Below are 25633 nucleotides of genomic sequence, written 5' to 3' on the forward strand. Positions count from 1 at the left end.
AGGCTAGAGGGCGGCGCGGGAAGGGGGCTAGGTCTAGTTCCGGCTCAGCCGTCCAGGCCGCGGCGCTTCAGCAGAGGCTCGATGACGGCATCGCGCCCGCGGAAGTCGCGGTACGCCTCCAGCGGGTCCTTCGAGCCGCCGACGCCGAGCAGGCGGCTGCGGAACCGGTCGCCGTTCGCGCGGCTGAGGCCGCCGTTCTCCTTGAACCACTCCACTGTGTCGGCGTCGAGGACCTCGCTCCAGATGTAGGAGTAGTAGCCCGCGTCGTAGCCGCCGGAGAACGTGTGCGCGAAGTAGGTGCTCGCGTAGCGCGGCGGCACGGCCGGATTGTCGAGTCCGACCGCCGCGAGGGCCGCCGCCTCGAACGCCGCGACGTCGGTCACGGTGTCGTCGGCGGTGATGGCGTGCCAGGCCTGGTCGAGCAGCGCGGCGGCCAGGTACTCGCTCGTCGCGAAGCCCTCGTTGAACGACTCGGAGGCGTGCAGCCGGTCGATGAGCTCCTGCGGCATCCGCTCGCCGGTCTCGTGGTGCACCGCGTAGTTGGAGACGATCTCGGGCCACAGCATCCACATCTCGTTCACCTGGCTCGGGAACTCGACGAAGTCGCGGAAGACGTTGGTGCCGGCGAACTTGGGGTAGGTCACGCGCGCGAACAGGCCGTGGAGGGCGTGCCCGAATTCGTGGAACAGCGTGTTGGTCTCGTCGTAGGTGAGCAGTGTCGGCTCGCCGGCCGCCGGCTTCGGCACGTTGAGGTTGTTGACCACGACGGTCGGGTAGCCGAGCAGCTCGGACTGCGAGATCAGCGGGTTCATCCAGGCGCCGCCGCGCTTGGAGTCGCGGGTGTAGAGGTCGAGGAGGTAGAGGCCGAGCCCGGAGCCGTCCTCGTTGCGCACCTCGAAGACGCGCGCCTCCGGGTGGTAGGCCACCAGGTCGGGCCGCTCCTCGAAGGTGATGCCGTAGAGCTTCGTCGCCGCGTGGAAGACGCCGTCGTGCAGGACGCGCTCCGCCTCGAAGTACGGCCGCATGGCCGAGAAGTCGACGTCGTACTTCGCTTGCCGGACCGTGTCGGTGAGCTTGGCCCAGTCCCAGCTCTCGACTGTCTCGCCGTCACCGAGCTGCTGCTGGAGGTCGGCCTGCTCGGCGCGCGCGTTGCGGGCGGCAGGAGGCGCGAGGCGGCCGAGCATGTCGGCGACGGCCTGCGGGGTCCGCGCCGTCTCGTCCGCCGTGACGAAGGCGGCGTGCGTGTCGAAGCCGAGCAGGCGGGCGCGCTCGGCGCGCAGGCGCGTGATCTCCCGCACCAGGTCGCGGTTGTCGTGCTCGCCGCCGCGGATGCCGCGGGAACGCGAGGCCGCCATGATCCGTTCGCGGGAGCGGCGGTCGGTGAGGCTTGCGAGCCACGGGTGGCCGGTCGGCAGCACGAGGCTGACGACGTACTTCCCGTCGAGTCCGCGCTCGCGGGCGGCCTCCGCCGCGGCCGAGAGCTCGCCCTCGCCGAGGCCGTCCAGCTCCTCGGCCGAGTCGAACACGACGGCGAGGTCGTTGGTGTCGGCGAGCAGGTTCTTCTCGAAGCGCGTCGTGAGCGTGGAGAGGCGCTGGTTGTAATCGCGCAGGCGCTCCTTCTGCTCGTCGTCGAGCCCGGCGCCGGCGAGCGTGAACTCGGTGAAGTAGCGCTCGATCAGGTACACGCCCTCCGGGTCGAGCCCGAGGTCGTTGCGCCGCTCGTGCAGCGACTGGAGGCGCGCGTAGAGCGCAGGGTTCAGCCGGATGGCGTCCTGGTGAGCGGAGAGCAGGGGAGCGATCTCCTCCTCCAGTGCATTGGTGAAGTCGGTGCTGTCGGACGAGCTCTTGTTGAAGAACACCTCGGCGACGCGCTGCAGCACCTGACCGGAGCGCTCCAGCGCGACCATCGTGTTCTCGAAGGTCGGCTCGTCCGGGGAGGTCGCGATCGCCTCCACCTCGGTCAGCTGCTCCGCGAAGCCCTGCTCGAAGGCGGGACGGTAGTGCTCGTCCCGGATGTCGGCGAACGGCGGGAGCTGGTAGGGGAGCGGGCTGGGCGAGAGGAAGGGGTTCGAGGTGTCGGCCATGCCCTCAGCCTAGATGCACCGAAATGTTCATCCAGCACGCCGCGGCGGCGGTCGCGGCCGAACCTAGGATGGCCCCATGAAGATCGCCGATCGCTATATGCACGGTCATCATGAGAGCGTCCTCCGATCCCACGAGTGGCGGAATCTGGCCAATTCGGGCGCCTACTTCGCCGGCCTGCTCCGCCCGGGGATGACCGTCCTCGACGTCGGCAGCGGCCCCGGCACGCTCACGTTCGACGTCGCGGCGCGCGTGGCGCCCGGCACGGTGACCGGCGTCGACCGGAGTGCAGACATCGTGGCGCACGCCCGCGCGGCTGCGGGGCGACGCGGTGCGACGGGCGTGTCGTTCGCGGTGGGCGACGCATACCAGCTCGACTTCCCGGACGGCTCCTTCGACGTGGTCCACGCGCATCAGGTGCTCCAGCATCTCTCGGACCCGGTGGCGGCGCTGCGGGAGTTCCGCCGGGTCGTACGCCCTGGCGGCTTCGTGGTCGCGCGCGACGTGGACTGGGGCGGCACGATGTGGGCTCCGCTGCTCCCCGGACTGGCGGAGTGGATGCGGATCACCCAGGCCGTGCAGCGCGGCAACGGCGGCGAGCCCTTCGCCGGCTGGTTCCTGCTCACCTGGGCGCTGGACGCGGGCTTCGCGGACGTGACGAGCTCGGCGTCGGTGTGGTGCTTCGCGTCCGACGAGCAGCGGCGCTGGTGGGGCGGGCTCTGGAGCGAGCGGGTGACGGAGTCCGACTGGGGAGCGCAGGCGCGGGAGACGGGCGTGGCGGACGCGGACACGCTCGGCATGATCTCCCGGGCCTGGCTGGAGTGGGCCGCCGACGCGTCCGGGTGGTATGGGATGCCGCACGGGGAGATCATCGCGCGGGGCTGAGCGGGGCGCATGCAAAGACTCTCTTGCAAAGAGTCAATTGCAAAAGATCAGTTGCAAAGAAGTACTTGCAAAGAAGTCTTTGCATCGCTACTCTGGTCTCATGTCCACCGATGACCCCACCGCCGAGAACCCGACCGCGGCCGACGAGTACGAGCCGCACTTCGAGTCCCTCGGCATGCCCGCCCTGCGGGCGCTCGCGCACCCGCTGCGCGTCGAGATCATGAACGAACTGTCCGACTTCGGACCGGCCACGGCCTCCATGCTGGCGGAACGGCTGGGGGAGTCGAGCGGGGCGACCAGCTACCACCTCCGGCAGCTCGCCAAGCACGAGATCATCATCGAGGACACCGAGCGCGGCAGCGGCCGCGAACGCTGGTGGAAGATGGCGCCGGGCGGCGTCACCATCGGCGGCCCGGAGACGCTGGAGACGCCGGCCGGCCGCGAGGTCACCGAGCAGATCTCGCTGAGCTGGGCGCAGAACAACGAGCGCCGGCTCAACGCCTACCTCCGCCGCGGAATCGACACCTTCGGGACGGAGTGGGCCGAGGCCGCGGCTCTGTCGACGTCGCACCTGGAGGTGACCCGCGAGCAGCTCGCCGAGTTCGGCATCGAGTACTACAAGCTGCTCAACCGCCTCAAGGAGAAGTGGAAGACCGAGCCGGCCGGCGAGCGCAAGCGCATCCAGGCGCAGTTCAACGCGTTCCCGCTGGTCGAGCAGGAGCACCGGGCGGCGAGCGCGACGGAGCAGCGGCCATGACCGCGCCGGCGATGGCGAAGTCCCGCCTCGGCGACGGCTTCGGCCGACTCTGGAGCGCCGCCATCGCGAGCAACCTCGCCGACGGCATCGGCCGCACGGCTGTTCCGCTGATCGCCACCACGCTGACCCACGACCCCGCGCTCATCGCCGGGCTGACCGCCGTGACCTTCCTGCCCTGGCTGCTGTTCGGCATCCCGGCCGGGATGCTGCTCGACCGGGTGGACCGCCGGGCGGCGATGGCCGTCGCCAACGGCATCCGCTTCGCCGTGGCCGCCGTCGTTGCACTGCTCATCGCCACCGACGCGCTGACCATCTGGAGCCTGTACGCCTGCGTGCTGGCCTTCGGGCTCGGCGAGACGGTGTTCGACAACGCGACCACCACGGTCACGCCGAGCCTGGTGACCCGCGATCAGCTCGACCGCGCGAACGGGCGGATGCAGTCCGCCGAGATCGTGGTGCAGAACTTCATCGCGACGCCGATCGCCGGCTTCCTGTTCGCCGCCGCGATCGCGCTGCCGCTCTGGCTGACCGGCGCCGGCTTCCTCATCTCCGTGCTGCTCGTCCTCACCATCCCGGTCGCGGCCGCGCGTGCGCACATGCTCGGCGGAGAGGGCGTGGAGGCCGCTCCTCGTCCGCGGATGGGCGCTGTCGTCCGCTTCCTCTGGGACGACCGCTTCCTGCGCAAGATGATCGTGCTCACGTCGATCACCGCGTCAGCGCTGGCGTTCGCGCAGGGCAGCGTCGTGCTGCTGCTCCTGCAGACCTACTCGCTGCCGCCGTCGATGGTCGGCGTCGTCACCGCGGTGGTCGGCGCCGGCGCGCTCGTCGGGGCGCTGAGCGCCAGCGGGTTCGTGACCCGGTTCGGCCGTGGCCGTGTGATGTACGTCGCGATGCTGCTCGGCGGCCTCGGCCTCCTCGGCGTCGGGCTCACCGGCAACATGGTGGCCGGCATCCTCGCCTACGCGCTCGGCGCCTTCGGCGTCGCAGTGTGGAACGTCCCGTGGGGCGCGCTGCGGCAGGCGATCGTGCCCGGCGCCATCCTCGGCCGGGCGATGGGGATCGTCCGCACCATCGGCTGGGGACTGACGCCGATCGCCACCGTGCTCGGCGGCTTCGTCGCCCGCATCGACCTCCGCCTGCCGTTCCTCATCGGCGGCGTGGTCGTGGTGGTGCTCGCCCTGATCGCCACCCGCCTCCTGCTCAGCGCCGGCCGCTACGGCCAGGCCGCTGAGACCTCGACAGCAGAGAACTCGACACCAGAAGTCCAGACCATCCCGGAAGGAACCGCATCATGACCGCCATCGCCATGCCCGTGCGCCGGCCGTTCAGCCACCGCGCAGCACTCCGGCTCGGTCGCGCCCTCACCGCGTGGGGGATGCGCCAGCCGGCCCGTCACCACCGTCACGCCGAGCTCGTCGCGACCGTCGAGCAGACCCGCGACCGGGCCGCGCGCACGCTGCCGCAGCTCCCGCGCTGACCCGCTGAAGCGCCGGCCCGCTACGCCTCGTCGTAGTCCGAGGGCTCGGTCTCGACCACCTGCGTGATCGTGGCCGAGTCCTCGTGCGCGTTGTAGCGGATGATCGTGCCGTCGTCGAGCTCGACGACCGGGTTGCCTTCCAGCCAGGTCAGCGTCCAGCGCCAGCCCGCCGTCTCGATGTCGGTGGCCGCCAGCTCCTCCTCGACGGTGGAGACCGCGTAGGTCACGACCTCGGGGAGGTTCGCCGGCGGGGTCTCGCCCACGGCCCAGCGGGTTCCGAGCTGCATCAGGCGGTCTCGGCGTTCTGGGCGGCGGCGAGGTCGATCTCGTAGGTGACCCACGCGGTCTTGCTCGCGACGGAGTCGTAGACGCGCTGGGCGTCGGCGTTGTCGTTGGCGGTGATCCACTGCACGACGCCGAGGCGGCGCTCCTCCGCGAGGGCGCGGACGGCCGCGATGAGCTGGTGGCCGACGCCCTTGCTGCGCTCGTCCTCCAGCACGTAGAGGTCGTCGAGGAAGAGCCCGCGGTCGCCTTCCAGCGGCCGGGCGAACTCGCGCACGTTGGCGAGGCCGACGATGCGGTCGCCGTCCACGGCGACGAAGCCCTGCTCCTCGTGGTCGGGGTCGCTGAGCCAGGACCACAGGACGAGCGCCCTCTGGTCGGTCAGCTCGGTGTCGTAGAACTCCGCGTACTTCGCGTACAGGTCCAACCAGGCGAAGAAGTCGCCATCCTTGACCGGCCGAACTACCGTCGACATCAGCCCCTCCGTTCGCCTTGCTCCCCGGCTCGAGAGTCCGGGAGTCGTATCGACCCTATCGCGGACCCGTTCAGGGAACGAGGTCGTAGGTGACCCACTTCGTCTTCTCCGCCATCCGATCGTAGAGGCGGCGGGCCGTCTGGTTGTCCTTCGCGGTGATCCAGCGGACCACGGACAGCCCGCGCTCCTGGGCCAGGCTGCGGAGCTTTTCGAGGAGCGCGGTGCCCGCGCCCTCGCCTCGCGCGTCCGGGAGGACGAACAGGTCGTCCAGGTAGAGACCGGTGCTGCCGTCGAGCGGACGGGCGAACTCGCGCACGTGCGCCAGGCCGATCGGGGTGCCCTCCGAGTCGACCGCGAAGTAGGCCTCGAGGCTGTTCTCCGCGTCGGTGATCCAGCTCCACACGAGGAGGGCCTTCTCGTCCGTCACGGGGGTCTCGTAGAACTCGCCGTACCCGGCGTACAGGTCGAGCCAGGTGAAGAACTCGTTGTCCTCCACGCGCCGGACGTCAGCCGTCATCGTTCCTCCTCGGTCAGCGTCTGCGCAAGGAGGATATCGGTCACTTCGAGCGTGTCGGCTGCTACGAAACGCAGTTCTGCGATTCTGCCCACCGAAGCGAGGTCGGCGGAGGCCGACTCGATGGCCGCCAGCTCGTCGGTCGGAGCGCCGATGACGGCCGAGTCGACGGGGGTGCGCTGGGAGGCCTTGGCCGCCGTCTTGGCGCCGCGGATGCCGGTCAGCGCGCGGCCGACGACGGTGAGGACCGCGCGGGTGGCGGCCCAGTCCCCGGCGACCTCTGCCGCCTGCGGCCAGGGCGCGAGGTGCACGGATCCGGTCTCCGACCAGCTCCACGCCTCCTCGGACGCGAACGGCAGCACAGGCGCGAACAGGCGCAGGTACACGGACAGGGCCGTGCGGAGGGCGACCACCGCGGAGACCTGAGCGTCATTGTGCTCGCCGTAGGCGCGCTCCTTGACCAGCTCCAGGTAGTCGTCGCAGAACGTCCAGAAGAACGTCTCTGCGGTCTCCAGTGCGCGGGCGTGGTCGTAGTTCTCGAGCGCGGTGGTGGCGTCGGTGACCACGTCGGCGAGCTGCTGCAGCATGCTGCGGTCGAGCGGTGCGGTCACCTGGGCGAGGTCGAGCGACTCCGGGGCGTCGAAGCCGTGGATGAACTTCGCCGCGTTGAGCAGCTTGATCGCCAGGCGGCGGCCGATCTTGATCTGGGTCGGGTTCTGCGGGTCGAAGGACGCGTCGGTGCCGAGCCGCGACGACGCCGCCCAGTAGCGCACAGCGTCGGAGCCGTGCTTCTCCAGGATGTCGGCCGGCGTGACGACGTTGCCCTTGGACTTCGACATCTTCTTGCGGTCGGGGTCGACGATGAAGCCGGAGATCGCGGCGTTGGACCACGGCGCGACGCCGTGCTCGAGCTGCGAGCGCAGCACCGTCGAGAACAGCCAGGTGCGGATGATGTCCTGGCCCTGCGGGCGCAGGTCGAACGGGTAGACCGTCTGGAAGAGCTCGGGGTCGTCCACCCAGCCGCCCGCGAGCTGCGGGGTCAGCGAGGAGGTCATCCAGGTGTCCATCACGTCGTGCTCGCCGACGAAGCCGCCGGCCTGCCCGCGCTGCGACTCCTGGAACCCCGGCGCCGCGTCGGAGGACGGGTCGACAGGGAGGTTGTCCTCAGCGGGCAGGATCGGCTGGTCGAACAGCGGGTTGCCGACTCCGTCGAGCGGGTACCAGACCGGGATCGGCACGCCGAAGAAGCGCTGGCGCGAGATCAGCCAGTCGCCGGTGAGCCCGTTCACCCAGTTCTCGTAGCGGACGCGCATGAAGTCGGGGTGCCAGTCGAGGCTTCGGCCGAGCTCGATGAGCCGCTCGCGCAGCTTCTCGTCGCGGGCGCCGTTCTTGACGTACCACTGGCGGGTCGAGACGATCTCGAGCGGCTTGTCGCCCTTCTCGAAGAACTTGACCGGGTGCTGGATGGCCTTCGGCTCGCCGACCATGTCGCCGGAGGCGCGCAGCAGCTCCACCACGGCCTGCTTGGCCGAGAACACGGTCTTGCCGGCGAGCTGCGCATAGGCCTCCCGGCCACCGTGGCTCTCGATCGCCGCGGGCGGCTCGGTCTGGATGCGGCCGTCGAAGCCGATGATCGCCCGGTTCGGGAGGTCGAGCTCGCGCCACCAGGTCACGTCGGTGATGTCGCCGAAGGTGCAGATCATGGCGATGCCGGTGCCCTTGTCGGGCTGGGCGAGGTGGTGGGCGACCACGGGCACGTCGACGCCGAAGACCGGGGTGCGCACCGTCGTGCCGAACAGCGGCTGGTATCGCTCGTCGTCCGGGTGCGCCACGAGCGCCACGCACGCGGGCAGCAGCTCGGGACGGGTGGTCTCGATGTAGATGGGGCCGTCGGCGCCGTGGAAGCCGACCCGGTGGTACGCGCTCGGCTGTTCGCGGTCCTCCAGCTCGGCCTGGGCGACGGCGGTGCGGAAGGTGATGTCCCACAGCGTGGGAGCGAGCGCCTGGTACGCCTCGCCGCGGGCGACGTTGCGGACGAAGGCGAGCTGCGAGGTGTGCAGCGCCTCGCGGCCGATGGTCCGGTAGGTCTGCGACCAGTCGACGGAGAGCCCGAGTGTGCGCCAGAGCGCCTCGAACTGCTTCTCGTCCTCCACGGTCAGCCGCTCGCACAGCTCGATGAAGTTGCGGCGCGAGATCGGCTTCTGGTCGGCTGCCTTGGCGCTCTTGTTGTCGCCGCCCTCGAACGGCGGCACGAAGTCGGCCTCGTACGGGAGTGACGGGTCGCAGCGCACGCCGTAGTAGTTCTGGACGCGCCGCTCGGTGGGCAGGCCGTTGTCGTCCCAGCCCATCGGGTAGAAGACGCGCTTGCCGCGCATGCGCTGGAAGCGGGCGACGATGTCGGTGTGCGTGTAGCTGAACACGTGCCCGATGTGGAGCGAGCCGGAGGCCGTGGGCGGCGGGGTGTCGATCGAGTAGATCGCGGCGCGGCCGGCGGCGAGGGCGCCGTCCCGATCGAATTCGAAGGTGCCGTCCTGCTGCCAGCGACCGCCCCAGACGGCCTCCAGGCCTTCGAGTGCTGGCTTGTCGGGCACGGGGTTCGCGGCGGTCATGGCTCTCCGATTCAATATGTGCGGCACCGCGTCAGGGGTGCCTGAGTGTAGGGATCCCTTAAAGCGTACCGGAGCACGCCGAAGGGCACGTCGTTGTCACTTCCGGGCGCGGGAAGTGACAACGACGTGCCCTTCGCGGGTCAGGCTGCTGCGGCTTCCACGGCCTCTATGGTCTGGGCGTCGGTGGTGCCCTCGTCGATGATCGGCGTGCGGCGGGCGGCAGCCCACGCGGCGACCAGCGTGATGATCGACATGACCGCGAGGACCACACCCGGGTGCCACCACGCGTTGTGGACGGCCTGCCCGAACACCAGCGTCAGCGTCGGCACGAACGAGGTGACCAGCGCCGCGACGCTGTACGCGACCGAGAGCGCGCTGTAGCGGATCGGGCTCGGGAACAGGTCGGACATCAGCCCGCCGAGGCCCGCCCACGACAGGGTGGGCAGGATGCCGCCGATGATCATGCTGGCGACGAGCACGCCGAACGACGCGCTCTGCAGCAGGAAGTACATCGGGAACGCGACGACGAGCGTGCCGATCGCGCCGATGGCGACGACGCGGGCCGAGCCGATCTTCGCCGCCCACAGCCCGAACAGCGGGATCGTGACGAGCTGGAGGAGGCCGCCGATCGTGGTCGCTACGAGCAGGTCCTGGAACTTGAACCCGAGCACGGCGGTGCCGTAGTCGACCATGTAGGTGTTCATCAGCGAGTAGGAGCCGATGCCGAGCACGGCGGTGCCGATCGCGATGACGAACGCGACCGGGGCCTTGGTGAAGACGTCGAGGACCGGGAAGCGGTCGCGCCGGCCGGTCTCGATGAGCTTGCGGAACACCGGCGTCTCATCGATCGACCAGCGCAGGTAGAGGGAGACCAGCAGCAGCGGGAACGCCGTGAGGAACGGGATGCGCCAGCCCCACGAGGCGATGTCCGCCGGCGACATGGTCAGCGTCAGGACGATGAAGACGACGGCGCTCAGGATGGAGCCGACCGGCGATCCGAGCTGGGGGAGCGCGGCGTAGAAGCCGCGGCGCTTCGGGTTGGCGTACTCGGTCGCCAGCAGGATGGAGCCGCCCCACTCGCCGCCGAGCGACAGGCCCTGCACGAGACGCAGGACGATGAGCGCCACGCCGCCGAACCAGCCGGCGGCCGCATAGGTCGGCAGGAGGCCGACGAGGCCGGTGGAGATCCCCATCAGGAGGATCGTCATGAGCAGCACCGGCCGCCGGCCGATACGGTCGCCCAGGTGGCCGAAGACCACCGCGCCGACCGGGCGGATCACGAAGCCCGCGGCGATGGCCAGGAAGCCGGCGAGGACGCCGCCGAAGGCGCCCAACGGGGTGAAGAACAGCGGGCCGACGAAGAACGCGGCGAAGTACGCATAGAGGTAGAAGTCGTACGATTCGAGGGAGGTCCCGACGAACGATGCGATGGCGACGCGGCGAGCGGTGCCCGGCGTGATGCCAGGGCGATCGGTCTCGTTGACCGCGAGCGTGGGGGTGGAGGTCACTGGTGTCCTTCTGACGGGGGTATTTGAACCGGGTCCAATATTAGGCGTGAGGAGACAACGCATCGTGACGCCGCACCATTCCAAGCTGACGGCACAGCCCGTGCAGCCCGGGCGCCCGCGGGCGTCGTCCCGCGGGATGCTCGCGGAGGCCGCGGGCGAGCTGTTCCTGGAACAGACCTACGCCGGCACCACCGTCGACGACATCGCCCGCCGCGCAGGGGTCAGCCGGGCCACGTTCTTCAACTACTTCGCCGCCAAGAGCGACCTGCTGTGGCTGGAGGTGGATGAGTCGCTCGCGGCGTTCCCCGCCATGCTGGCCGAGGCCGACGACGACGTGGAGCCGATGGCCGCCGTCCGGGAGGCCGTGGTCCGGCTCGCGGAGGGCTTCGGCCCCGATCGGCTGCCGCTCGCCGTGACACAGGTCGAACTGATGGGCACCGACGCCGAGCTCCAGGCCTCCGCGCTGCCGCGCTTCCTCGCGGTCGTCCGGCTGGTCGCCGCGGCGATCGCGCGCCGGGCGGGGGAGGACCCGGACGGACTGCTTCCGCGCGCCGCCGCGACGGCGGTGGTCGGGGCGGCGGTGGCGGCCGCGGGCGTCTGGGCGCGGGCGGGCGTGCGGCGCGGGCCGCTGGCGCCGCTGGTGCGCGCGGCGGTCGAGCCGGTCTGCGCCGGCTACGCGACCGCCTTCGGGTCCGAATAGCGCCGATCACCGGATAGAATGGTGCGAACGACGTCGACCCGGCCATCACCGGCGAGTCTTCGGAAGAACGGCGGGCCCTCGCCCGCTCACTAGAACCGAACGGGGCAGGCCCGTCACAGCCGCAGAACGAGAGGCTTCATCCGGCGCCGCAGGCGGAGGGGGCAAGCGGGGTGGTACCGCGACGGGCGTGCAAGCGTCCGGCGTCCTCGTGCAGATGACGACTGCCAGGAGAGAGATGCCGTACCCCAAGTCCGCACCGGACGGTGCGCCCGAGCCCACGGGACCCGACGCCGAGCAGCGCCGCCCCCAGGACGTCACGCCCTCCCCGGCCTTCCCGGAGATCGAGACCGACGTCCTCGCCTTCTGGGCCGAGGACGGCACCTTCCGCGCGTCCGTCGAGAACCGCGAGGGCGCGCCGGAGTGGGTCTTCTACGACGGCCCGCCGTTCGCCAACGGCCTCCCGCACTACGGCCACCTGCTGACGGGCTACGCAAAGGATGTCTTCCCGCGCTTCCAGACGATGCGCGGCAAGAAGGTCGAGCGCCGGTTCGGGTGGGACACCCACGGGCTCCCGGCCGAGCTGGAGGCGGAGCGGCAGCTCGGCATCACCGACAAGAGCCAGATCGAGGAGATGGGCCTCGCCGCCTTCAACCAGGCCGCGAAGGACTCGGTGCTGCGCTACACGCGCGAGTGGCAGGAGTACGTCACCCGCCAGGCGCGCTGGGTGGACTTCGACAACGACTACAAGACGCTCGACACCTCCTACATGGAGTCCGTGATCTGGGCGTTCAAGCAGCTCCACGAGAAGGGGCTGGCGTATGAGGGCCACCGCGTCCTCCCGTACTGCTGGCGCGACCAGACCCCGCTGTCGAACCACGAGCTGCGCATGGACGACGACGTCTACAAGATGCGTCAGGACCAGACCGTCACGGTCACATTCCCGCTGACCGGCGCGAAGGCGGAGGCCCTGGGCCTCACCGGCGTCCGGGCCCTGGCCTGGACGACGACGCCGTGGACTCTGCCGACCAACCTGGCGCTCGTCGTCGGGCCGGACATCGAGTACGCGGTCGTCCCCGCCGGACCCAACGGCGCAGCGGACGTGCACGGGCGCGCGAGCGGCCGGCACAGCGCCGGGCTGCGCGAGGAGGACTCGCTGAGCGGCGAGTACCTCCTGGCGGTCGATCTCGTCGGCAACTACGCGAAGGACCTCGGCTACGGCTCCCCGGAGGCCGCGCGCGAGGCGGTCAGCCGCACCGTCCGCGGCCGCGAGCTGGAGGGCGTCACCTACGACCGGCTCTGGGACTACTACGCCGACACCGAGAAGTTCGGCACGCAGAACGCGTGGCAGATCCTCGTCGACGACTACGTGACCACCGAGGACGGCACCGGCATCGTCCACCAGGCGCCCGCCTACGGCGAGGACGACCAGCGCGTCTGCGAGGCGGCCGGCATCCCCGTGATCATCTCGGTGGACGACGGCGCGCGGTTCCTCGCCGAGGTGCAGGACGTCGCCGGCCTCCAGGTCTTCGAGGCGAACAAGCCGCTGACCACGCTGCTGCGCGAGGACGGCCGGCTGCTGCGCCAGGCGAGCTACGAGCACTCGTACCCGCACTGCTGGCGCTGCCGCAACCCGCTGATCTACAAGGCGGTGTCGAGCTGGTTCGTGCGCGTCACCGAGTTCCGCGACCGCATGGTGGAGCTGAACCAGGGCATCAACTGGGTGCCGGAGAACGTCAAGGACGGCCAGTTCGGCAAGTGGCTCGCCGGCGCCCGCGACTGGTCGGTGTCGCGCAACCGCTACTTCGGCTCGCCGATCCCGGTGTGGAAGAGCGACGACCCGGAGTTCCCGCGCGTCGACGTCTACGGCTCCCTGGAGGAGCTGGAGCGCGACTTCGGCAGGCTGCCGGTCAACGCTGCGGGCGAGCCCGACCTGCACCGCCCGTTCATCGACGAGCTCACCCGGCCGAATCCGGACGACCCGTCCGGACGCTCGACCATGCGCCGCATCCCGGACGTTCTCGACGTCTGGTTCGACTCCGGCTCGATGCCGTTCGCCCAGGTGCACTACCCGTTCGAGAACCATGACTGGTTCGACAGCCACAACCCGGCCGACTTCATCGTGGAGTACATCGGGCAGACCCGCGGCTGGTTCTACCTACTGCACACGCTCGGCACCGCGCTGTTCGACCGGCCTGCGTTCACGAACGTGATCTCGCACGGCATCGTGCTCGGCAGCGACGGCCAGAAGATGTCCAAGTCGCTGCGCAACTACCCGGACGTGAACGAGGTCTTCGACCGCGACGGCTCCGACGCGATGCGCTGGTTCCTGATGTCGAGTCCCGTGCTGCGCGGCGGCAACCTCATCGTGACGGAGGAGGGCATCCGCGAGGGCGTCCGCCAGGTGCTGCTGCCGCTGTGGAGCACGTGGTACTTCTTCTCGCTATACGCGAACGCCACCGGCTACGAGGCGACCCGATCGACCGCGTCCACCGACGTGCTCGACCGCTACCTTCTCGCCAAGACGCGCGACCTCGTGGAGGCCGTGACCGCCGACCTGGAGGGGCTCGACTCGACGCTGGCCGCGGCCAAGCTGCGCGACTTCGCCGACGTGCTGACCAACTGGTACGTGCGCCGCTCGCGTGACCGGTTCTGGACCGGCGTGGCCGAGGACGGTTCGGGCGCCGAGGCGTTCGACACCCTCTACACGGTGCTGGAGACCCTCACCCGGGTTGCCGCCCCGCTGCTCCCGCTGATCAGCGAGCGCATCTGGAAGGACCTCACCGGAGGCCGCAGCGTGCACCTCGCCGACTGGCCGGAGGCGGCCGAGTTCCCGGCCGACGACGCGCTCGTCGACGCGATGGACCGCATCCGCGCGATCAGCTCGACCGTGCTCTCGCTGCGCAAGCAGTCCGGCCGCCGCGTCCGCCTGCCGCTCGCCTCGCTGACCGTGGTCGCGGCCGGCGCGGACGCCCTGCGGCCGTTCGAGGGCATCCTGCGCGACGAGCTCAACGTCAAGACAGTCGAGCTGGTCGAGCTCGCCGACGACAGCGCGGACGCCTACGGCATCACCAGCAAGCTGACCGTGAACGCCCGCGCCGCGGGACCGCGGCTCGGCAAGCAGGTGCAGCAGGTCATCCAGGCCGCCCGAGCCGGCGACTGGTCGGAGCACGACGGAGTCGTTACCGTGGGCGGTGTGGAGCTGGTCGCAGGCGAGTACGAGCTGGTCCTGGAGACCGCTCAGGCCGACGACGAGGCCACCTCGGCGCTGGCACTGTTGCCCGGCGGCGGCTTCGTCCTCCTCGACACGGCCACGACGCCGGCGCTGGAGGCCGAGGGCCTGGCGCGGGACGTCATCCGCGCAGTGCAGGACACCCGCAAGGCCGCCGGGCTCGACGTGAGCGACCGGATCGAGCTGAGCGTCGCGTTCGAGCACGACGACGACGTGGCGGCCATCGCGCTCGCGGGCGAGGCCGTCGACATCGCGGCCGAGACCCTGGCACTGGCGTTCGAGTTCGTCTCGGCGGGCGACCGCGCCGGCGACGGCCGCGACGACTTCAGCAAGGACTTCGCCGCAGGGCTGTATGCGAACGCGGGCCGGTTCACGGTCGGCGTGACGAAGGTGGAGGTGACCCGATGACCGACGACGACGACCTGCGCGAGGAGGCCGAGGCCGTCTACCAGGCGCTCCTCGCCCGCGTCGGCGAGGGCGCCCCGGAGCGCCGCCTGGACGCGACCCGCCGCGCCGTCGAACTGCTCGGCGACCCGCAGCGGGCGTACCCGATCATCCACATCACCGGGACGAACGGGAAGACCTCGACCAGCCGCATCGCCGAGAGCATCCTGCGCGCCTACGGCCTCCGAACCGGACTGCTGACCAGCCCGCATCTGGTGCGCTTCAACGAGCGAATCATGATCGACGGCGTGCCGATCACCGACGAGGCCCTGGTGAGCAACTGGGAGGACGTCCGCCCGTACCTGGAGATCGTCGACGCCGAGCTGGCCGAGCAGGGCAAGGCGCCGCTGACCTTCTTCGAGGCGCTGACCGCGCTGGCGTTCGCCGCCTTCGCCGACGCCCCGGTCGACGTCGCCGTGATCGAGGTCGGAATGGGCGGCGAGTGGGACTCCACCAACGTCGGCGACGGCCAGGTGGCGGTCTTCACCCCCATCTCGCTCGACCACACCAAGCAGCTCGGCAACACGGTGCGCGAGATCGCGCGCACCAAGTCGGGCATCATCAAGCCGTCCGCCGACGTCGTGACCTCGGCGCAGGCCCCGGAGGCCATGACCGAGCTCGAGGAGGCCGCCCGGCTCACCGAGTCGACCCTCGCGGCCCAGCCGCAGGCGTTCGACGTGGTGAGCACGCAGGTCGCCGTGGGCGGACAGCTCGTCACCGTGCGCGGCCGCGCGGCCACCTACGAGGACGTCTTCCTCCCGCTCTACGGCGACCACCAGGCGCAGAACGCCGCGGTGGCGATCGCGGCGGTCGAGACCTTCCTCGGCCGTGGCACCCAGCCGCTCAAGACGGACCTGGTGGAGGAGGGCTTCGCCACCGCGACCTCGCCCGGCCGCCTCCAGCTCATCGGAGTGGAGCCGACCATCCTGGTCGACGCCGCCCACAACCCGGCGGGCGCCGCGACCCTCGCGGACGCCATGCGCCGGTACTTCGACTTCGACGAGCTCACGTTCGTGGTCGGCAGCCTGGGCGACAAGGACGCCCGCGGGGTCATCCGCGCCCTCACCCCGGTCGCGTCGCAGTTCTTCGTGACGGAGCCCGCGTCCGACCGCGCCCTGCCCGCCGACGACCTCGGCGACATCGTGCGCGAGGAGGCCGGCGACGAGGCGACGATCGTCTACAGCGACGGCCTGGACGCCCTGGAGGCCGCCCGCGAGTGGGCAGGCGAGGAACCGCGCCGCGCCGTGGTCGTCACCGGCTCCATCGTGCTGGTCGGCGCCGCGATGGCGTACGCCGACGAGCAGGGCTGGAAGGACGCGACCGCGTGAGCGACGCCAAGCAGCCGCGCGCCCGCCGGCAGCGCTCCCTGCGCGAGAGCCTCGGCTCGATCGTGCTCGGCTTCGAGCTGATCGTGGTCTTCCTCGGCGCGCTCGTGCTCTTCGGGCTGAACGCCCTGCCTGCCTGGGCCGCGCTCGGCGGGGGAGCGCTCGTCGTCGTGCTGATGATCGCGGCCATCGGGCTCATGCGGAATCGCGTCGGCGTCGTCCTCGGCTGGATCGTCCAGCTCCTCGTCGTCGCCGCCGGCTTCCTCCAGCCCGCCTTCTTCATCGTGGGGGCGATCTTCACGGCCATGTGGACCTACTGCATGATCGTCGCCTCCCGCATCGACCGGAACAACATCGACCGGAACAACCGAACGGAGACCAGATGACCACCGCCGTCGAAGAGACCCTCGTCCTCGTCAAGCCCGACGGAGTCGCCCGCAACCTCACGGGCGAGATCCTGCGCCGCATCGAGGCCAAGGGCTACTCGCTCGTCGACCTCCGCATGCTGCAGGCCGACCGCGAGCTGCTCGCCAAGCACTACGCCGAGCACGAGGGCAAGCCCTTCTACGAGCCGCTCGTCGAGTTCATGGAGTCCGGCCCCGTCGTCGCCCTGCGCGTCGCGGGCAACCGCGTGATCGAGGGTTTCCGCTCGCTCGCCGGCGCGACGGACCCGACCACCGCGCTGCCCGGCACGATCCGCGGCGACCTGGCCCGCGACTGGGGCCTCAAGGTGCAGCAGAACCTGGTGCACGGCTCCGACTCGCCCGAGTCGGCGCAGCGCGAGCTCGCGCTCTGGTTCGACTGAGCGCCGATCCCGACGAGAACGGCTCCCGACCTCATGGTCGGGAGCCGTTCTGCGTGTTCGAGCGGATCAGACGAACGCGCGGTGGATCCAGTCGAGCTGGATCTGAGCCAGCACCGCGACGATCGCGTAGCTGACGATCGTGATCAGCGGCACCCAGCTGTAGAGCGTGCCGAAGAACCGGCGCGCACGCTCGGGCACGGGGATGTGCCCCTCCTTGAGGTTGTAGAGCGTCACAGCCCAGAAGGTCGGGATGGTGACCGTCCAGGTGACCATGCACCAGGGGCAGAGCACATTGAGCACGGTCAGCGACTCGGTGATGAGGAAGATCACCAGCACCAGGGCGAGCACGACGCCGACGTTGAACGCGATCCAATACCAGCGGGCGAAGCGCCCGGCGGCGAACAGCCCGACGCCGACCGCGATGGTCGCCGTCCAGCCGGCCAGGCCGAGGAGCGGGTTCGGGAAACCGAGGAGGGAGCCCTGCCACGAGTTCAGGTTCTTGGCGCAACCGACGAGCACGTTGAAATTGCAGGAGAGCTGGGCGTGCGGGTTCTCGAGCAGGTGGAACTTGTCCTGGGTCAGCATGAACGCGGCCCAGAAGCCGATGAGGCCGGCGACGATCAGGAAGATCGCGAGTGCGGTCGGGCGGCGGTACGCCACGGGAGCGTGATCGGTCGTCTGGTCGGCGGTCGCGGTCTTCGAGGCAGGCACAGTCGGATTATGGCATGACGCGGCGCGCCCGTTCTGTGAACGCGGGTTGCGCCGGTCCACGGCCCCCGACATGCGATAATCATTGGATAAGTCGTCCCGGCAGCACGCCGGCCGACCGAACAGAAGGCTTGAGGGCGCCAGGTGCGCCCGAATGAGAAGCCGGCCGTGCAGGCCGGCACAAGACAAGGGAGAGCCGGACGCAGGTGCCACGAGCACCGGCAGTCCGAGCCAGGATTACGGCAGGCGCCGAGCGGCGCCTCCGACGGAGAGTACCCGGCGAGCGGGTTGCCGCCACCGGTCGAGGAGTGCACCAGCGATGGTGGAAAACGAGAATATCGACAGCACGAACAGCAACGATCAGGGAACGGGAGGACGCAGGCGCCGGGGCATCTTCGGCAGCAGACGGGTGACCCGTCCTGCCGGGACCGCCGAGACGCCGGTGTTCGCCGGTGAGCGGGAGATCGCCGAGCAGGAGGTCGTCGCGGAGCAGGTGGACGCCGTCGAGGAGTCCGCCCCGGCCGCGACCGACGTGCCCGCAGCGACCGTCGCCTCCCCGGAGTCCGCGGTCGACGTGGCGACGCTCGCCGCCGACGGCCACGAGCCCCCCGCGCTGCCCGAGCGCCACGACGACGAGCTGGAGGCGGCCGGCGCCGTCATCCCCGGCCTGCCGCCGACGACGCTGCTGTTCCAGGCCCCTGACATCCTTCCGCTGCCCCCGCTCCCGGACGAGGAGCCGACCGGAACGATGCGCCGCCGCTCGCGCCGCCGTGCGGGCGAGAACGGCCGCACCGAGGCGAACGACCCGGCGAACACCGTCGTCAAGGTCCGCACGCCGCGCGAGCCGGAGCTGATCACCGAGCCGCAGAAGGTCAAGGGCTCGACCCGCCTGGAGGCCAAGAAGCAGCGCCGCCGCGACGGCCGCGACGCCGGGCGCCGCCGCCCGGTCATCACCGAGGCGGAGTTCCTGGCGCGCCGCGAGTCCGTCGACCGGCAGATGGTCGTCCGCTCGAAGGGCGGCCGGATCCAGATCGGCGTGCTCGAGGACAAGGTCCTGGTCGAGCACTACGTCGCCCGTTCGCAGGAGGCGTCACTCATCGGCAACGTCTACCTCGGCCGCGTGCAGAACGTGCTGCCCAGCATGGAGGCGGCCTTCGTCGACATCGGCCGCGGCCGCAACGCCGTGCTGTACTCCGGCGAGGTCGACTGGGACGCCGTCGAGACCGGCAACCAGCCGCGCCGCATCGAGCTCGCCCTCAAGGCGGGCGACCGCGTGCTCGTCCAGGTCACCAAGGACCCGGTCGGCCACAAGGGCGCGCGCCTGACCAGCCAGATCTCGCTGCCCGGCCGCTACCTCGTGTACGTGCCGAACGGCTCGATGAACGGGATCAGCCGCAAGCTGCCCGACACCGAGCGCTCGCGCCTCAAGAAGATCCTCAAGGAGGTGCTCCCGGAGAGCGCCGGCGTCATCGTGCGCACGGCCGCCGAGGGCGCCACCGAAGAGCAGCTCACCCTCGACGTCACCCGGCTCACCGCGCAGTGGGCGGACATCAGCCGCCAGGTCGAGACGCAGCAGGCGCCCGCGCTCCTGCACAGCGAGCCCGACCTCCTGATCAAGATCATCCGCGACGTCTTCAACGAGGACTTCCAGAAGCTGGTCATCGCCGGCGACGACGCGCGCCAGACGATCGAGAGCTACCTGCGCCAGGTCGCCCCCGACCTGATCGACCGTGTGGAGGCCTACACGGGCGACCGCGACGCGTTCGACGAGTTCCGCATCACCGAGCAGATCGAGAAGGCGCTGGAGCGCAAGGTCTGGCTGCCCTCCGGCGGCTCGCTGGTCATCGACCGCACAGAGGCCATGACCGTGGTCGACGTCAACACCGGCAAGTTCGTCGGTTCCGGCGGCAACCTGGAGGAGACGGTCACCAAGAACAACCTGGAGGCCGCGGAGGAGATCGTCCGCCAGCTCCGGCTGCGCGACATCGGCGGCATCATCGTCGTCGACTTCATCGACATGGTGCTGGAGTCGAACCGCGACCTGGTGCTGCGCCGCCTCATCGAGTGCCTGAGCCGCGACAGGACCAAGCACCAGGTGGCGGAGGTCACCTCGCTCGGTCTCGTCCAGATGACCCGCAAGAAGCTCGGCCTCGGCCTCCTGGAGACCTTCAGCGAGGCCTGCGAGGTCTGCGCCGGCCGCGGCGTGATCGTGCACCACGACCCGGTCGTGAAGCACCGCCAGCCGCAGCAGCCGCAGAGCGAGCGCCGTCGCGGCCGTGGCGGCAACACGAACGGCAACGGCAACGGCAATGGCGGAGGCCAGCAGCAGGCCGGCGCGCCGCACACCAGCGGCACGCACGCGATCACCGACGACGCCAAGAACGCGCTCGCACAGATCGCGGCCTCGACGATCCATCCGCACCACGAGGGCCAGCCGCACCAGGACGGGGAGGCCGCCCCGGCCGCCGCACCCGCTGCCGAGACGCCTGCCGCGGACGCTGCGCCCAAGAAGCGCCGCCGCAAGGGCAAGGGCCCGCGCGACGAGCAGCGTCCGGCCGAGACCCCGGCCGCGGCCGCCGAGGCTCCCGCCGAGCCGGTGGCTGCGCAGCAGTCCGCTCCGGCGGCCGACGAGCACCCGCACCTGGACTTCCCGATGATCGAGCTCCCCGAGCCGACCGCTCCTGCGGTTCACGCTCCGGTCGCGACGGCGGTGGAGACCGAGCTGCTGCTCGACTCCGTGCTGGACTCCCTCCCGCAGCCGAAGGCGCCGGGCCAGGGTCGCCGTGGCAGCCGCCGTGCGAGCACGGCCGTCATCACCGGCGGCCAGATCGCCGGGGACCAGCGCGAGGACTGAGACCGTCTCCCGTGCGCCGTCGCCGACCCGGTCAGTGACGGCGCACGCGGTCGCGCGCCCGCACGCGCAAGCCGCTGGCGATGAGCCGGGCGACCAGCTCCTTGCCGCCGACCGCCTCCGCTCCCGCCGCCACGAGCTCGTCGTAGCGGCGGTCAGGAACGTCGTAGTGGTCGAGGTCGAACGCGCGCGCCGGGATGTCCGCCGCGGCGGCGAACGCGTGCAGCTCGTCCAGCGAAGAGTCGCTGACCAGGTGCGACCACAACATGCCGTGGGCGGGCCATGCCGGGGGATCGATCAGGACCGTCATACAATGATTGTAGGAACCGGTCCCGTCCAGGGTTCCGGTCGGTCTCGACGCCCCCTCGCTGAATTGACGGGTCGTGCGGCGTCGGGTAAAGTTGACCGTTGGTGTGTGCCGGTAGCCTGGTACACCTCCACGGTTTTCTGAGAGCCACCCGCCGCCATCGGCGGGCGAGAGCTCGCCAGTAACTCCCTGAACAAACAAGAGCAGGACAGGTCCACGGCATCGCCGGGGGAACTGGTCCCCGACGAAAAGGTACGTGAAAGTGGTTTACGCAGTTGTGCGCGCCGGTGGCCGGCAGGAGAAGGTCGAGGTCGGCACCATCGTGACGATGGACCGCATCAAGGCCGACAAGGACGGCAACGTCGAGTTGGCCGCTGTCCTGCTCGTCGACGGTGACAAGATCACCTCCGACGCGAAGTCCCTCGCCAAGGTGAAGGTGACCGCCGAGGTCCTCGACGACCTGCGCGGCCCGAAGATCCACATCCAGAAGTTCAAGAACAAGACCGGCTACAAGAAGCGCCAGGGCCACCGTCAGGAGCTCACGCGCGTCAAGATCACCGGCATCAAGTAGCCGACAGAGAACCTCTCGAGGAGAAGAAGAGATGGCACACAAAAAGGGCGCGAGTTCCACTCGCAACGGTCGTGACTCCAACGCGCAGCGTCTCGGCGTGAAGCGCTTCGGCGGCCAGACCGTCAACGCCGGCGAGATCCTTGTCCGCCAGCGCGGCACGCACTTCCACCCGGGCGCCAACGTCGGCCGCGGTGGCGACGACACGCTGTTCGCCCTGGAGGCCGGCGCGGTCGAGTTCGGCACCAAGGGCGGCCGCAAGGTCGTCAACATCGTGGCCGTCGAGGCCTGAGCCTCACCCCACGACAGCACTTCCACGGATGGGCGGGCTTCGGCCCGCCCATCCGTCGTTTCACCGATCTAGAGGAGCACCCATGGCCACGTTCGTGGACCGCGTGACATTGCATCTGCGCGCGGGCAACGGCGGAAACGGGTGCGTCTCGGTCCGCCGCGAGAAGTTCAAGCCTCTCGCCGGCCCCGATGGCGGCAACGGCGGGAACGGCGGCGACATCGTCCTCGTGGCCGACCCGCAGGTCACCACCCTGCTCGGCTACCACCGCGCACCGCACCGCTCCAGCGACAACGGCGGTTTCGGGATGGGCGACCACCGCAGCGGGACCACCGGCGGCGAGCTGGAACTCCTCGTCCCGGTCGGCACCGTGGTCAAGTCGGCCGACGGCCAGGAGCTCGTCGACCTGGACGAGCCCGGCATGCGCTTCGTCGCCGCCGCCGGCGGTCTCGGCGGACTCGGCAACGCCGCGCTCGCCACCACCAAGCGCAAGGCGCCCGGATTCGCGCTGCTCGGCACGCCGGGCTGGGAGGGCGACGTCCTCCTCGAGCTGAAGACCGTCGCCGACGTCGCGCTCGTGGGCTACCCGTCCGCGGGCAAGTCCAGCCTGATCGCCGCGCTCTCGGCGGCCAAGCCGAAGATCGCGGACTACCCGTTCACCACGCTGCACCCGAACCTCGGCGTCGTCCAGGCCGGCGACGTGCGCTACACGGTCGCCGACGTCCCCGGCCTGATCGAGGGCGCGAGCGAGGGCCGAGGCCTCGGACTGGAGTTCCTGCGCCACGTCGAGCGCTGCTCCGCCCTCCTGCACGTGCTCGACTGCGCCACGCTGGAGCCCGGCCGCGACCCGCTGACCGACCTGGAGGTCATCCGCGGCGAACTGGCCGCCTATCCGGTGCCCGAGGGGCAGGTGCCGCTCCTGGAGCGACCGCAGCTCATCGCGCTCAACAAGATCGACGTTCCAGAGGGGCGGGAGCTGGCCGAGTTCGTGCGTCCGGACCTGGAGGCGCGCGGCTACCGCGTGTTCGAGATCTCCAGCGTCAGCCACGAGGGCCTGCGCGCTCTGTCGTTCGCGCTGGCCGAGCTGGTGGAGGAGTCCCGTGCGGCCGAGGCGGCCGAGGCGGAGATCCGTCCCCGCATCGTCATCCGGCCCAAGGCCGTGAACGAGGCCGGCTTCACCGTCAAGGTCGAGGGCGGATCGGACGGCCCCGTCTACCGCATCCTCGGTGCGAAGCCCGAGCGCTGGGTCGCCCAGACCGACTTCGCCAACGACGAGGCCGTCGGCTACCTGGCCGACCGGCTCGCCAAGCTGGGCGTCGAGGACCGCCTGTTCACCGCGGGCGCCGTGGCCGGCTCCACGGTCGTGATCGGCCGCGACAACGGCGTGGTCTTCGACTGGGAGCCCACGCTGACCTCGACGGCTGAGCTGATCGCCTCGCCGCGCGGCACGGACGTGCGCATCGACGCGAGTGCGCGCCCCACCCGCAACCAACGCCGCGAGGAGTACTTCGAGCGGATGGACGGCAAGGCCGAGGCCCGTGCCGAGCTGCTCCGCGAGAAGGAGGCCGGGCTCTGGCAGGACGACGACTACGACGACTACGACGGCCAGGACTCCGGATCCCGGGGTGAGGCGGAAGGCAGGACGGGCAAGGAATGACGATCGACGAGCGCGCCCAGGTCCCCACCGCCCGACGGATCGTCGTCAAGGTCGGCTCGTCGTCGATCAGCGGCGACAACGCGGGGCAGATCGGCCCGCTCGTCGACGCCCTCGCCGAGGCCCACGGTCGCGGCTCGCAGGTCATCCTGGTGTCCTCCGGCGCGATCGCCACCGGCATCCCGTACCTCTCGCTCGATGGCCGCCCCACCGACCTGGCCACCCAGCAGGCGGCCGCCGCCGTCGGCCAGAACGTGCTCATCTACCGGTACCAGGACAGCCTGGATCGCTACGAGATCGTGGCGGGGCAGGTGCTGCTCACCGCGGGGGACATGGAGAACCCGACCCACCGCAGCAACGCCAAGCGCGCGATGGAGCGGCTGCTCGACCTGCGCATCCTGCCCATCGTCAACGAGAACGACACCGTGGCCACCCACGAGATCCGGTTCGGCGACAACGACCGGCTCGCCGCGCTGGTGGCGCTGCTGGTGGAGGCCGACCTCCTCGTGCTGCTCTCGGATGTGGACGCGCTCTACACGAAGCCTCCGCAGGAGCCCGGCGCCGAGCGCATCCGGCACGTCGGCTGGCAGGACGAGCTCGCCGGCGTCGAGATCGGCTCCACCGGGCTGTCCGGGGTCGGAACCGGGGGAGCGCTGACCAAGGTGTCGGCCGCGCGCCAGGCCGCCGAACGGGGGACGGCCGTCATCCTCACGGCGACGACCCTCGTGGCGGAGGCGCTGCGCGGCGAGACCGTCGGCACCTGGTTCGCGCCGGCGCCGAGCTCGGACGCCGTGGCGGCCCCCGCTCCGGCGCACGACCCCGAGGCCGCGGAGCCCGCCACAGCCTAGACTTGACCCATGTCCTCGACTGTCGCCGCCCCCACTTCGCTCGCCGATCGCCTGAGTGCGGCCAAGGCCGCGTCGCTGCCGCTGGCGACGGCGACAACCGAGCAGAAGAACGCGGCGCTGCGAGCGATCGCCGACGGTGTCGTCGCGGCCGAGCAGAGCATCCTCGCCGCCAACGAGCTCGACCTCGCCAACGGGCGTGAGAACGGGCTCTCCGCCGGCCTTCTCGACAGGCTCACGCTGACCCCGGCCCGGCTGCAGGGCCTCGCGGACGCGGTGCTGGAGGTCGTCGGACTCACCGACCCTGTCGGTCAGGTGGTGCGCGGCAGCGACCTCCCGAACGGCGTGAAGATCGCCCAGACGCGCGTGCCGTTCGGCGTGGTCGGCGCGATCTACGAGGCCAGGCCGAACGTCACCATCGACATCGCGTCGCTCGCGATCAAGAGCGGCAACGCCGTCGTCCTGCGCGGCGGCACCGCGGCGCTCTACACCAACGCCGTGCTCGTGGAAGTCGTCCGCGACGCCCTGGCGAGCGCCGGCCTCCCCGCCGACGCCGCGCAGACCATCGACGAGTTCGGCCGCGACGGAGCCGCCGAGCTGATGCGCGCCCGCGGCCTGGTCGACGTGCTGATCCCGCGGGGGAGCGCGGACCTCATCCAGGCCGTCGTCACGCAGTCGAGCGTCCCGGTGATCGAGACCGGCGCCGGCGTCGTCCACATCGTGCTGGACGAGAGCGCGCGCGAGGACTGGGCGATCGACATCGTCCGCAACGCCAAGGTCCAGCGTCCCAGCGTCTGCAACGCCGTGGAGACCCTGCTGGTGCACCGGAACGCGGCTGCGCGCCTGCTGCCCGCCGTGCTCGGCGCGCTGGCGGAGGCCGGCGTCACCATCCACGCCGACGAGACCGCGCTGGCGTACGCCCCCGGCGGCGTCCCGGTGACGGACGAGGACTACGCGACGGAGCACATGAGCCTCGACATCTCGGTGCGGGTCGTGGACGACCTGGACGCCGCGATCGCCCACATCCGCCGGTACTCCACGCAGCACACCGAGGCGATCGTCACCAACGACCTCGGCAACGCCGACCGCTTCCTCGCGGAGGTCGACTCGGCGGTCGTCATGGTCAACGCCTCCACCCGGTTCACCGACGGCGGCGAGTTCGGCTTCGGCGCGGAGGTCGGCATCTCCACCCAGAAGCTGCACGCGCGCGGCCCGATGGGGCTGCCCGAGCTGACGAGCACCAAGTGGATCGTGCGCGGGTCCGGCCAGATCCGCGGCTGAACGACCGCTAGACTGAGAAACGGCCTCGCGCCACCGCG

23 protein-coding genes are annotated in these 25633 nt (G+C 70.6%); 15 read left to right on the top strand and 8 right to left on the bottom strand.

Features of this window, described 5'->3' with window-relative positions; genetic code table 11:
* Positions 1-44 precede the first annotated feature (44 nt).
* Positions 45-2084, bottom strand: a complete 2040-nt coding sequence (locus ABH923_RS00515; RefSeq protein ID WP_370053048.1) for a M3 family metallopeptidase — start codon at positions 2082-2084, stop codon at positions 45-47.
* 76 nt (positions 2085-2160) lie between these two features.
* Here ABH923_RS00515 and ABH923_RS00520 point away from each other — a divergent pair, with 76 nt between their 5' ends.
* The 4 genes from ABH923_RS00520 (at position 2161) to ABH923_RS00535 (ending at position 5201) form a co-directional block, all read left to right on the top strand.
* Positions 2161-2967 carry a methyltransferase domain-containing protein gene (locus ABH923_RS00520; RefSeq protein WP_370053050.1) on the top strand — a complete coding sequence of 269 codons (807 nt, stop codon included), beginning with the start codon at positions 2161-2163 and terminating at the stop codon, positions 2965-2967.
* A 100-nt stretch (positions 2968-3067) separates the two neighbouring features.
* A complete protein-coding gene (locus tag ABH923_RS00525; RefSeq protein WP_370053052.1) occupies positions 3068-3724 on the top strand; it encodes a helix-turn-helix domain-containing protein in 657 nt (218 codons plus the stop codon).
* A complete protein-coding gene (locus ABH923_RS00530; RefSeq protein WP_370053054.1) occupies positions 3721-5019 on the top strand; it encodes an MFS transporter in 1299 nt (432 codons plus the stop codon). The genes ABH923_RS00525 and ABH923_RS00530 overlap by 4 nt, the downstream gene beginning before the upstream one ends.
* Positions 5016-5201: a hypothetical protein gene (locus ABH923_RS00535; RefSeq protein ID WP_370053056.1), complete on the top strand. Its 186-nt coding sequence runs from the start codon at positions 5016-5018 to the stop codon at positions 5199-5201. Before ABH923_RS00530 ends, ABH923_RS00535 begins: the two co-directional genes overlap by 4 nt.
* A 20-nt stretch (positions 5202-5221) precedes the next feature.
* Here the strand turns inward: ABH923_RS00535 and ABH923_RS00540 are convergent, their stop codons facing one another.
* The 5 genes from ABH923_RS00540 to ABH923_RS00560 form a co-directional block, all read right to left on the bottom strand.
* Positions 5222-5488: a hypothetical protein gene (locus tag ABH923_RS00540; RefSeq protein ID WP_345839219.1), complete on the bottom strand. Its 267-nt coding sequence runs from the start codon at positions 5486-5488 to the stop codon at positions 5222-5224.
* A complete protein-coding gene (locus ABH923_RS00545; RefSeq protein WP_370053059.1) occupies positions 5488-5958 on the bottom strand; it encodes an N-acetyltransferase family protein in 471 nt (156 codons plus the stop codon). The genes ABH923_RS00540 and ABH923_RS00545 overlap by 1 nt, the downstream gene beginning before the upstream one ends.
* A 70-nt stretch (positions 5959-6028) precedes the next feature.
* Positions 6029-6475: a GNAT family N-acetyltransferase gene (locus tag ABH923_RS00550; protein WP_370053061.1), complete on the bottom strand. Its 447-nt coding sequence runs from the start codon at positions 6473-6475 to the stop codon at positions 6029-6031.
* On the bottom strand, positions 6472-9081 hold the full coding sequence (gene valS / locus ABH923_RS00555) for a valine--tRNA ligase (RefSeq protein ID WP_370053063.1): 2610 nt from the start codon (positions 9079-9081) through the stop codon (positions 6472-6474). The genes ABH923_RS00550 and valS overlap by 4 nt, the downstream gene beginning before the upstream one ends.
* A 140-nt stretch (positions 9082-9221) precedes the next feature.
* Positions 9222-10589 (bottom strand): MFS transporter, encoded by a 1368-nt coding sequence (locus ABH923_RS00560; RefSeq protein WP_370053065.1) that lies wholly within the window; start codon positions 10587-10589, stop codon positions 9222-9224.
* A gap of 46 nt (positions 10590-10635) precedes the next feature.
* On the opposite strand from ABH923_RS00560, the gene ABH923_RS00565 reads away from it, so the two are divergent.
* From ABH923_RS00565 to ndk, 5 genes are all read left to right on the top strand, one after another.
* The gene (locus ABH923_RS00565; RefSeq protein WP_370053067.1) at positions 10636-11289 is read left to right on the top strand and encodes a TetR/AcrR family transcriptional regulator; all 654 of its coding nucleotides are present in this window, start codon (positions 10636-10638) and stop codon (positions 11287-11289) included.
* 235 nt (positions 11290-11524) lie between these two features.
* Positions 11525-14926 carry an isoleucine--tRNA ligase gene (gene ileS, locus ABH923_RS00570; RefSeq protein WP_370053069.1) on the top strand — a complete coding sequence of 1134 codons (3402 nt, stop codon included), beginning with the start codon at positions 11525-11527 and terminating at the stop codon, positions 14924-14926.
* Positions 14923-16290, top strand: a complete 1368-nt coding sequence (locus tag ABH923_RS00575; protein ID WP_370053071.1) for a folylpolyglutamate synthase/dihydrofolate synthase family protein — start codon at positions 14923-14925, stop codon at positions 16288-16290. Before ileS ends, ABH923_RS00575 begins: the two co-directional genes overlap by 4 nt.
* Positions 16287-16673 (top strand): DUF4233 domain-containing protein, encoded by a 387-nt coding sequence (locus ABH923_RS00580; protein ID WP_345839211.1) that lies wholly within the window; start codon positions 16287-16289, stop codon positions 16671-16673. The genes ABH923_RS00575 and ABH923_RS00580 overlap by 4 nt, the downstream gene beginning before the upstream one ends.
* Positions 16670-17092: a nucleoside-diphosphate kinase gene (gene ndk / locus ABH923_RS00585; RefSeq protein WP_370053072.1), complete on the top strand. Its 423-nt coding sequence runs from the start codon at positions 16670-16672 to the stop codon at positions 17090-17092. The genes ABH923_RS00580 and ndk overlap by 4 nt, the downstream gene beginning before the upstream one ends.
* Positions 17093-17158: 66 nt before the next feature.
* Here ndk and ABH923_RS00590 read toward each other — a convergent pair whose 3' ends face one another.
* The gene (locus ABH923_RS00590) at positions 17159-17803 is read right to left on the bottom strand and encodes a vitamin K epoxide reductase family protein (protein WP_370053073.1); all 645 of its coding nucleotides are present in this window, start codon (positions 17801-17803) and stop codon (positions 17159-17161) included.
* Between the two features lie 316 nt (positions 17804-18119).
* On the opposite strand from ABH923_RS00590, the gene ABH923_RS00595 reads away from it, so the two are divergent.
* On the top strand, positions 18120-20654 hold the full coding sequence (locus ABH923_RS00595) for an Rne/Rng family ribonuclease (protein ID WP_370053074.1): 2535 nt from the start codon (positions 18120-18122) through the stop codon (positions 20652-20654).
* 31 nt (positions 20655-20685) lie between these two features.
* Here the strand turns inward: ABH923_RS00595 and ABH923_RS00600 are convergent, their stop codons facing one another.
* On the bottom strand, positions 20686-20961 hold the full coding sequence (locus tag ABH923_RS00600; protein ID WP_370053076.1) for a DUF4031 domain-containing protein: 276 nt from the start codon (positions 20959-20961) through the stop codon (positions 20686-20688).
* Positions 20962-21220: 259 nt separating this feature from the next.
* Here ABH923_RS00600 and rplU point away from each other — a divergent pair, with 259 nt between their 5' ends.
* The 5 genes from rplU (at position 21221) to ABH923_RS00625 (ending at position 25595) form a co-directional block, all read left to right on the top strand.
* Complete coding sequence (gene rplU, locus ABH923_RS00605) at positions 21221-21529, top strand: 50S ribosomal protein L21 (RefSeq protein WP_370053078.1); 309 nt, start codon at positions 21221-21223, stop codon at positions 21527-21529.
* Positions 21530-21560: 31 nt separating this feature from the next.
* Entirely contained in the window at positions 21561-21818 is a 258-nt protein-coding gene (gene rpmA, locus ABH923_RS00610; RefSeq protein WP_369963520.1) for a 50S ribosomal protein L27, read from the top strand.
* An 82-nt stretch (positions 21819-21900) separates the two neighbouring features.
* Positions 21901-23472 carry a GTPase ObgE gene (gene obgE / locus ABH923_RS00615; RefSeq protein WP_370053080.1) on the top strand — a complete coding sequence of 524 codons (1572 nt, stop codon included), beginning with the start codon at positions 21901-21903 and terminating at the stop codon, positions 23470-23472.
* Positions 23469-24317 (top strand): glutamate 5-kinase, encoded by an 849-nt coding sequence (gene proB, locus ABH923_RS00620; RefSeq protein ID WP_370053082.1) that lies wholly within the window; start codon positions 23469-23471, stop codon positions 24315-24317. The genes obgE and proB overlap by 4 nt, the downstream gene beginning before the upstream one ends.
* Before the next feature lie 9 nt (positions 24318-24326).
* Positions 24327-25595 carry a glutamate-5-semialdehyde dehydrogenase gene (locus tag ABH923_RS00625; protein ID WP_370053084.1) on the top strand — a complete coding sequence of 423 codons (1269 nt, stop codon included), beginning with the start codon at positions 24327-24329 and terminating at the stop codon, positions 25593-25595.
* The last annotated feature ends 38 nt before the right edge of the window (positions 25596-25633 follow it).

Origin of the sequence: Leifsonia sp. EB41 (assembly GCF_041262565.1) — a bacterium.
Lineage (GTDB): Bacteria > Actinomycetota > Actinomycetes > Actinomycetales > Microbacteriaceae > Leifsonia.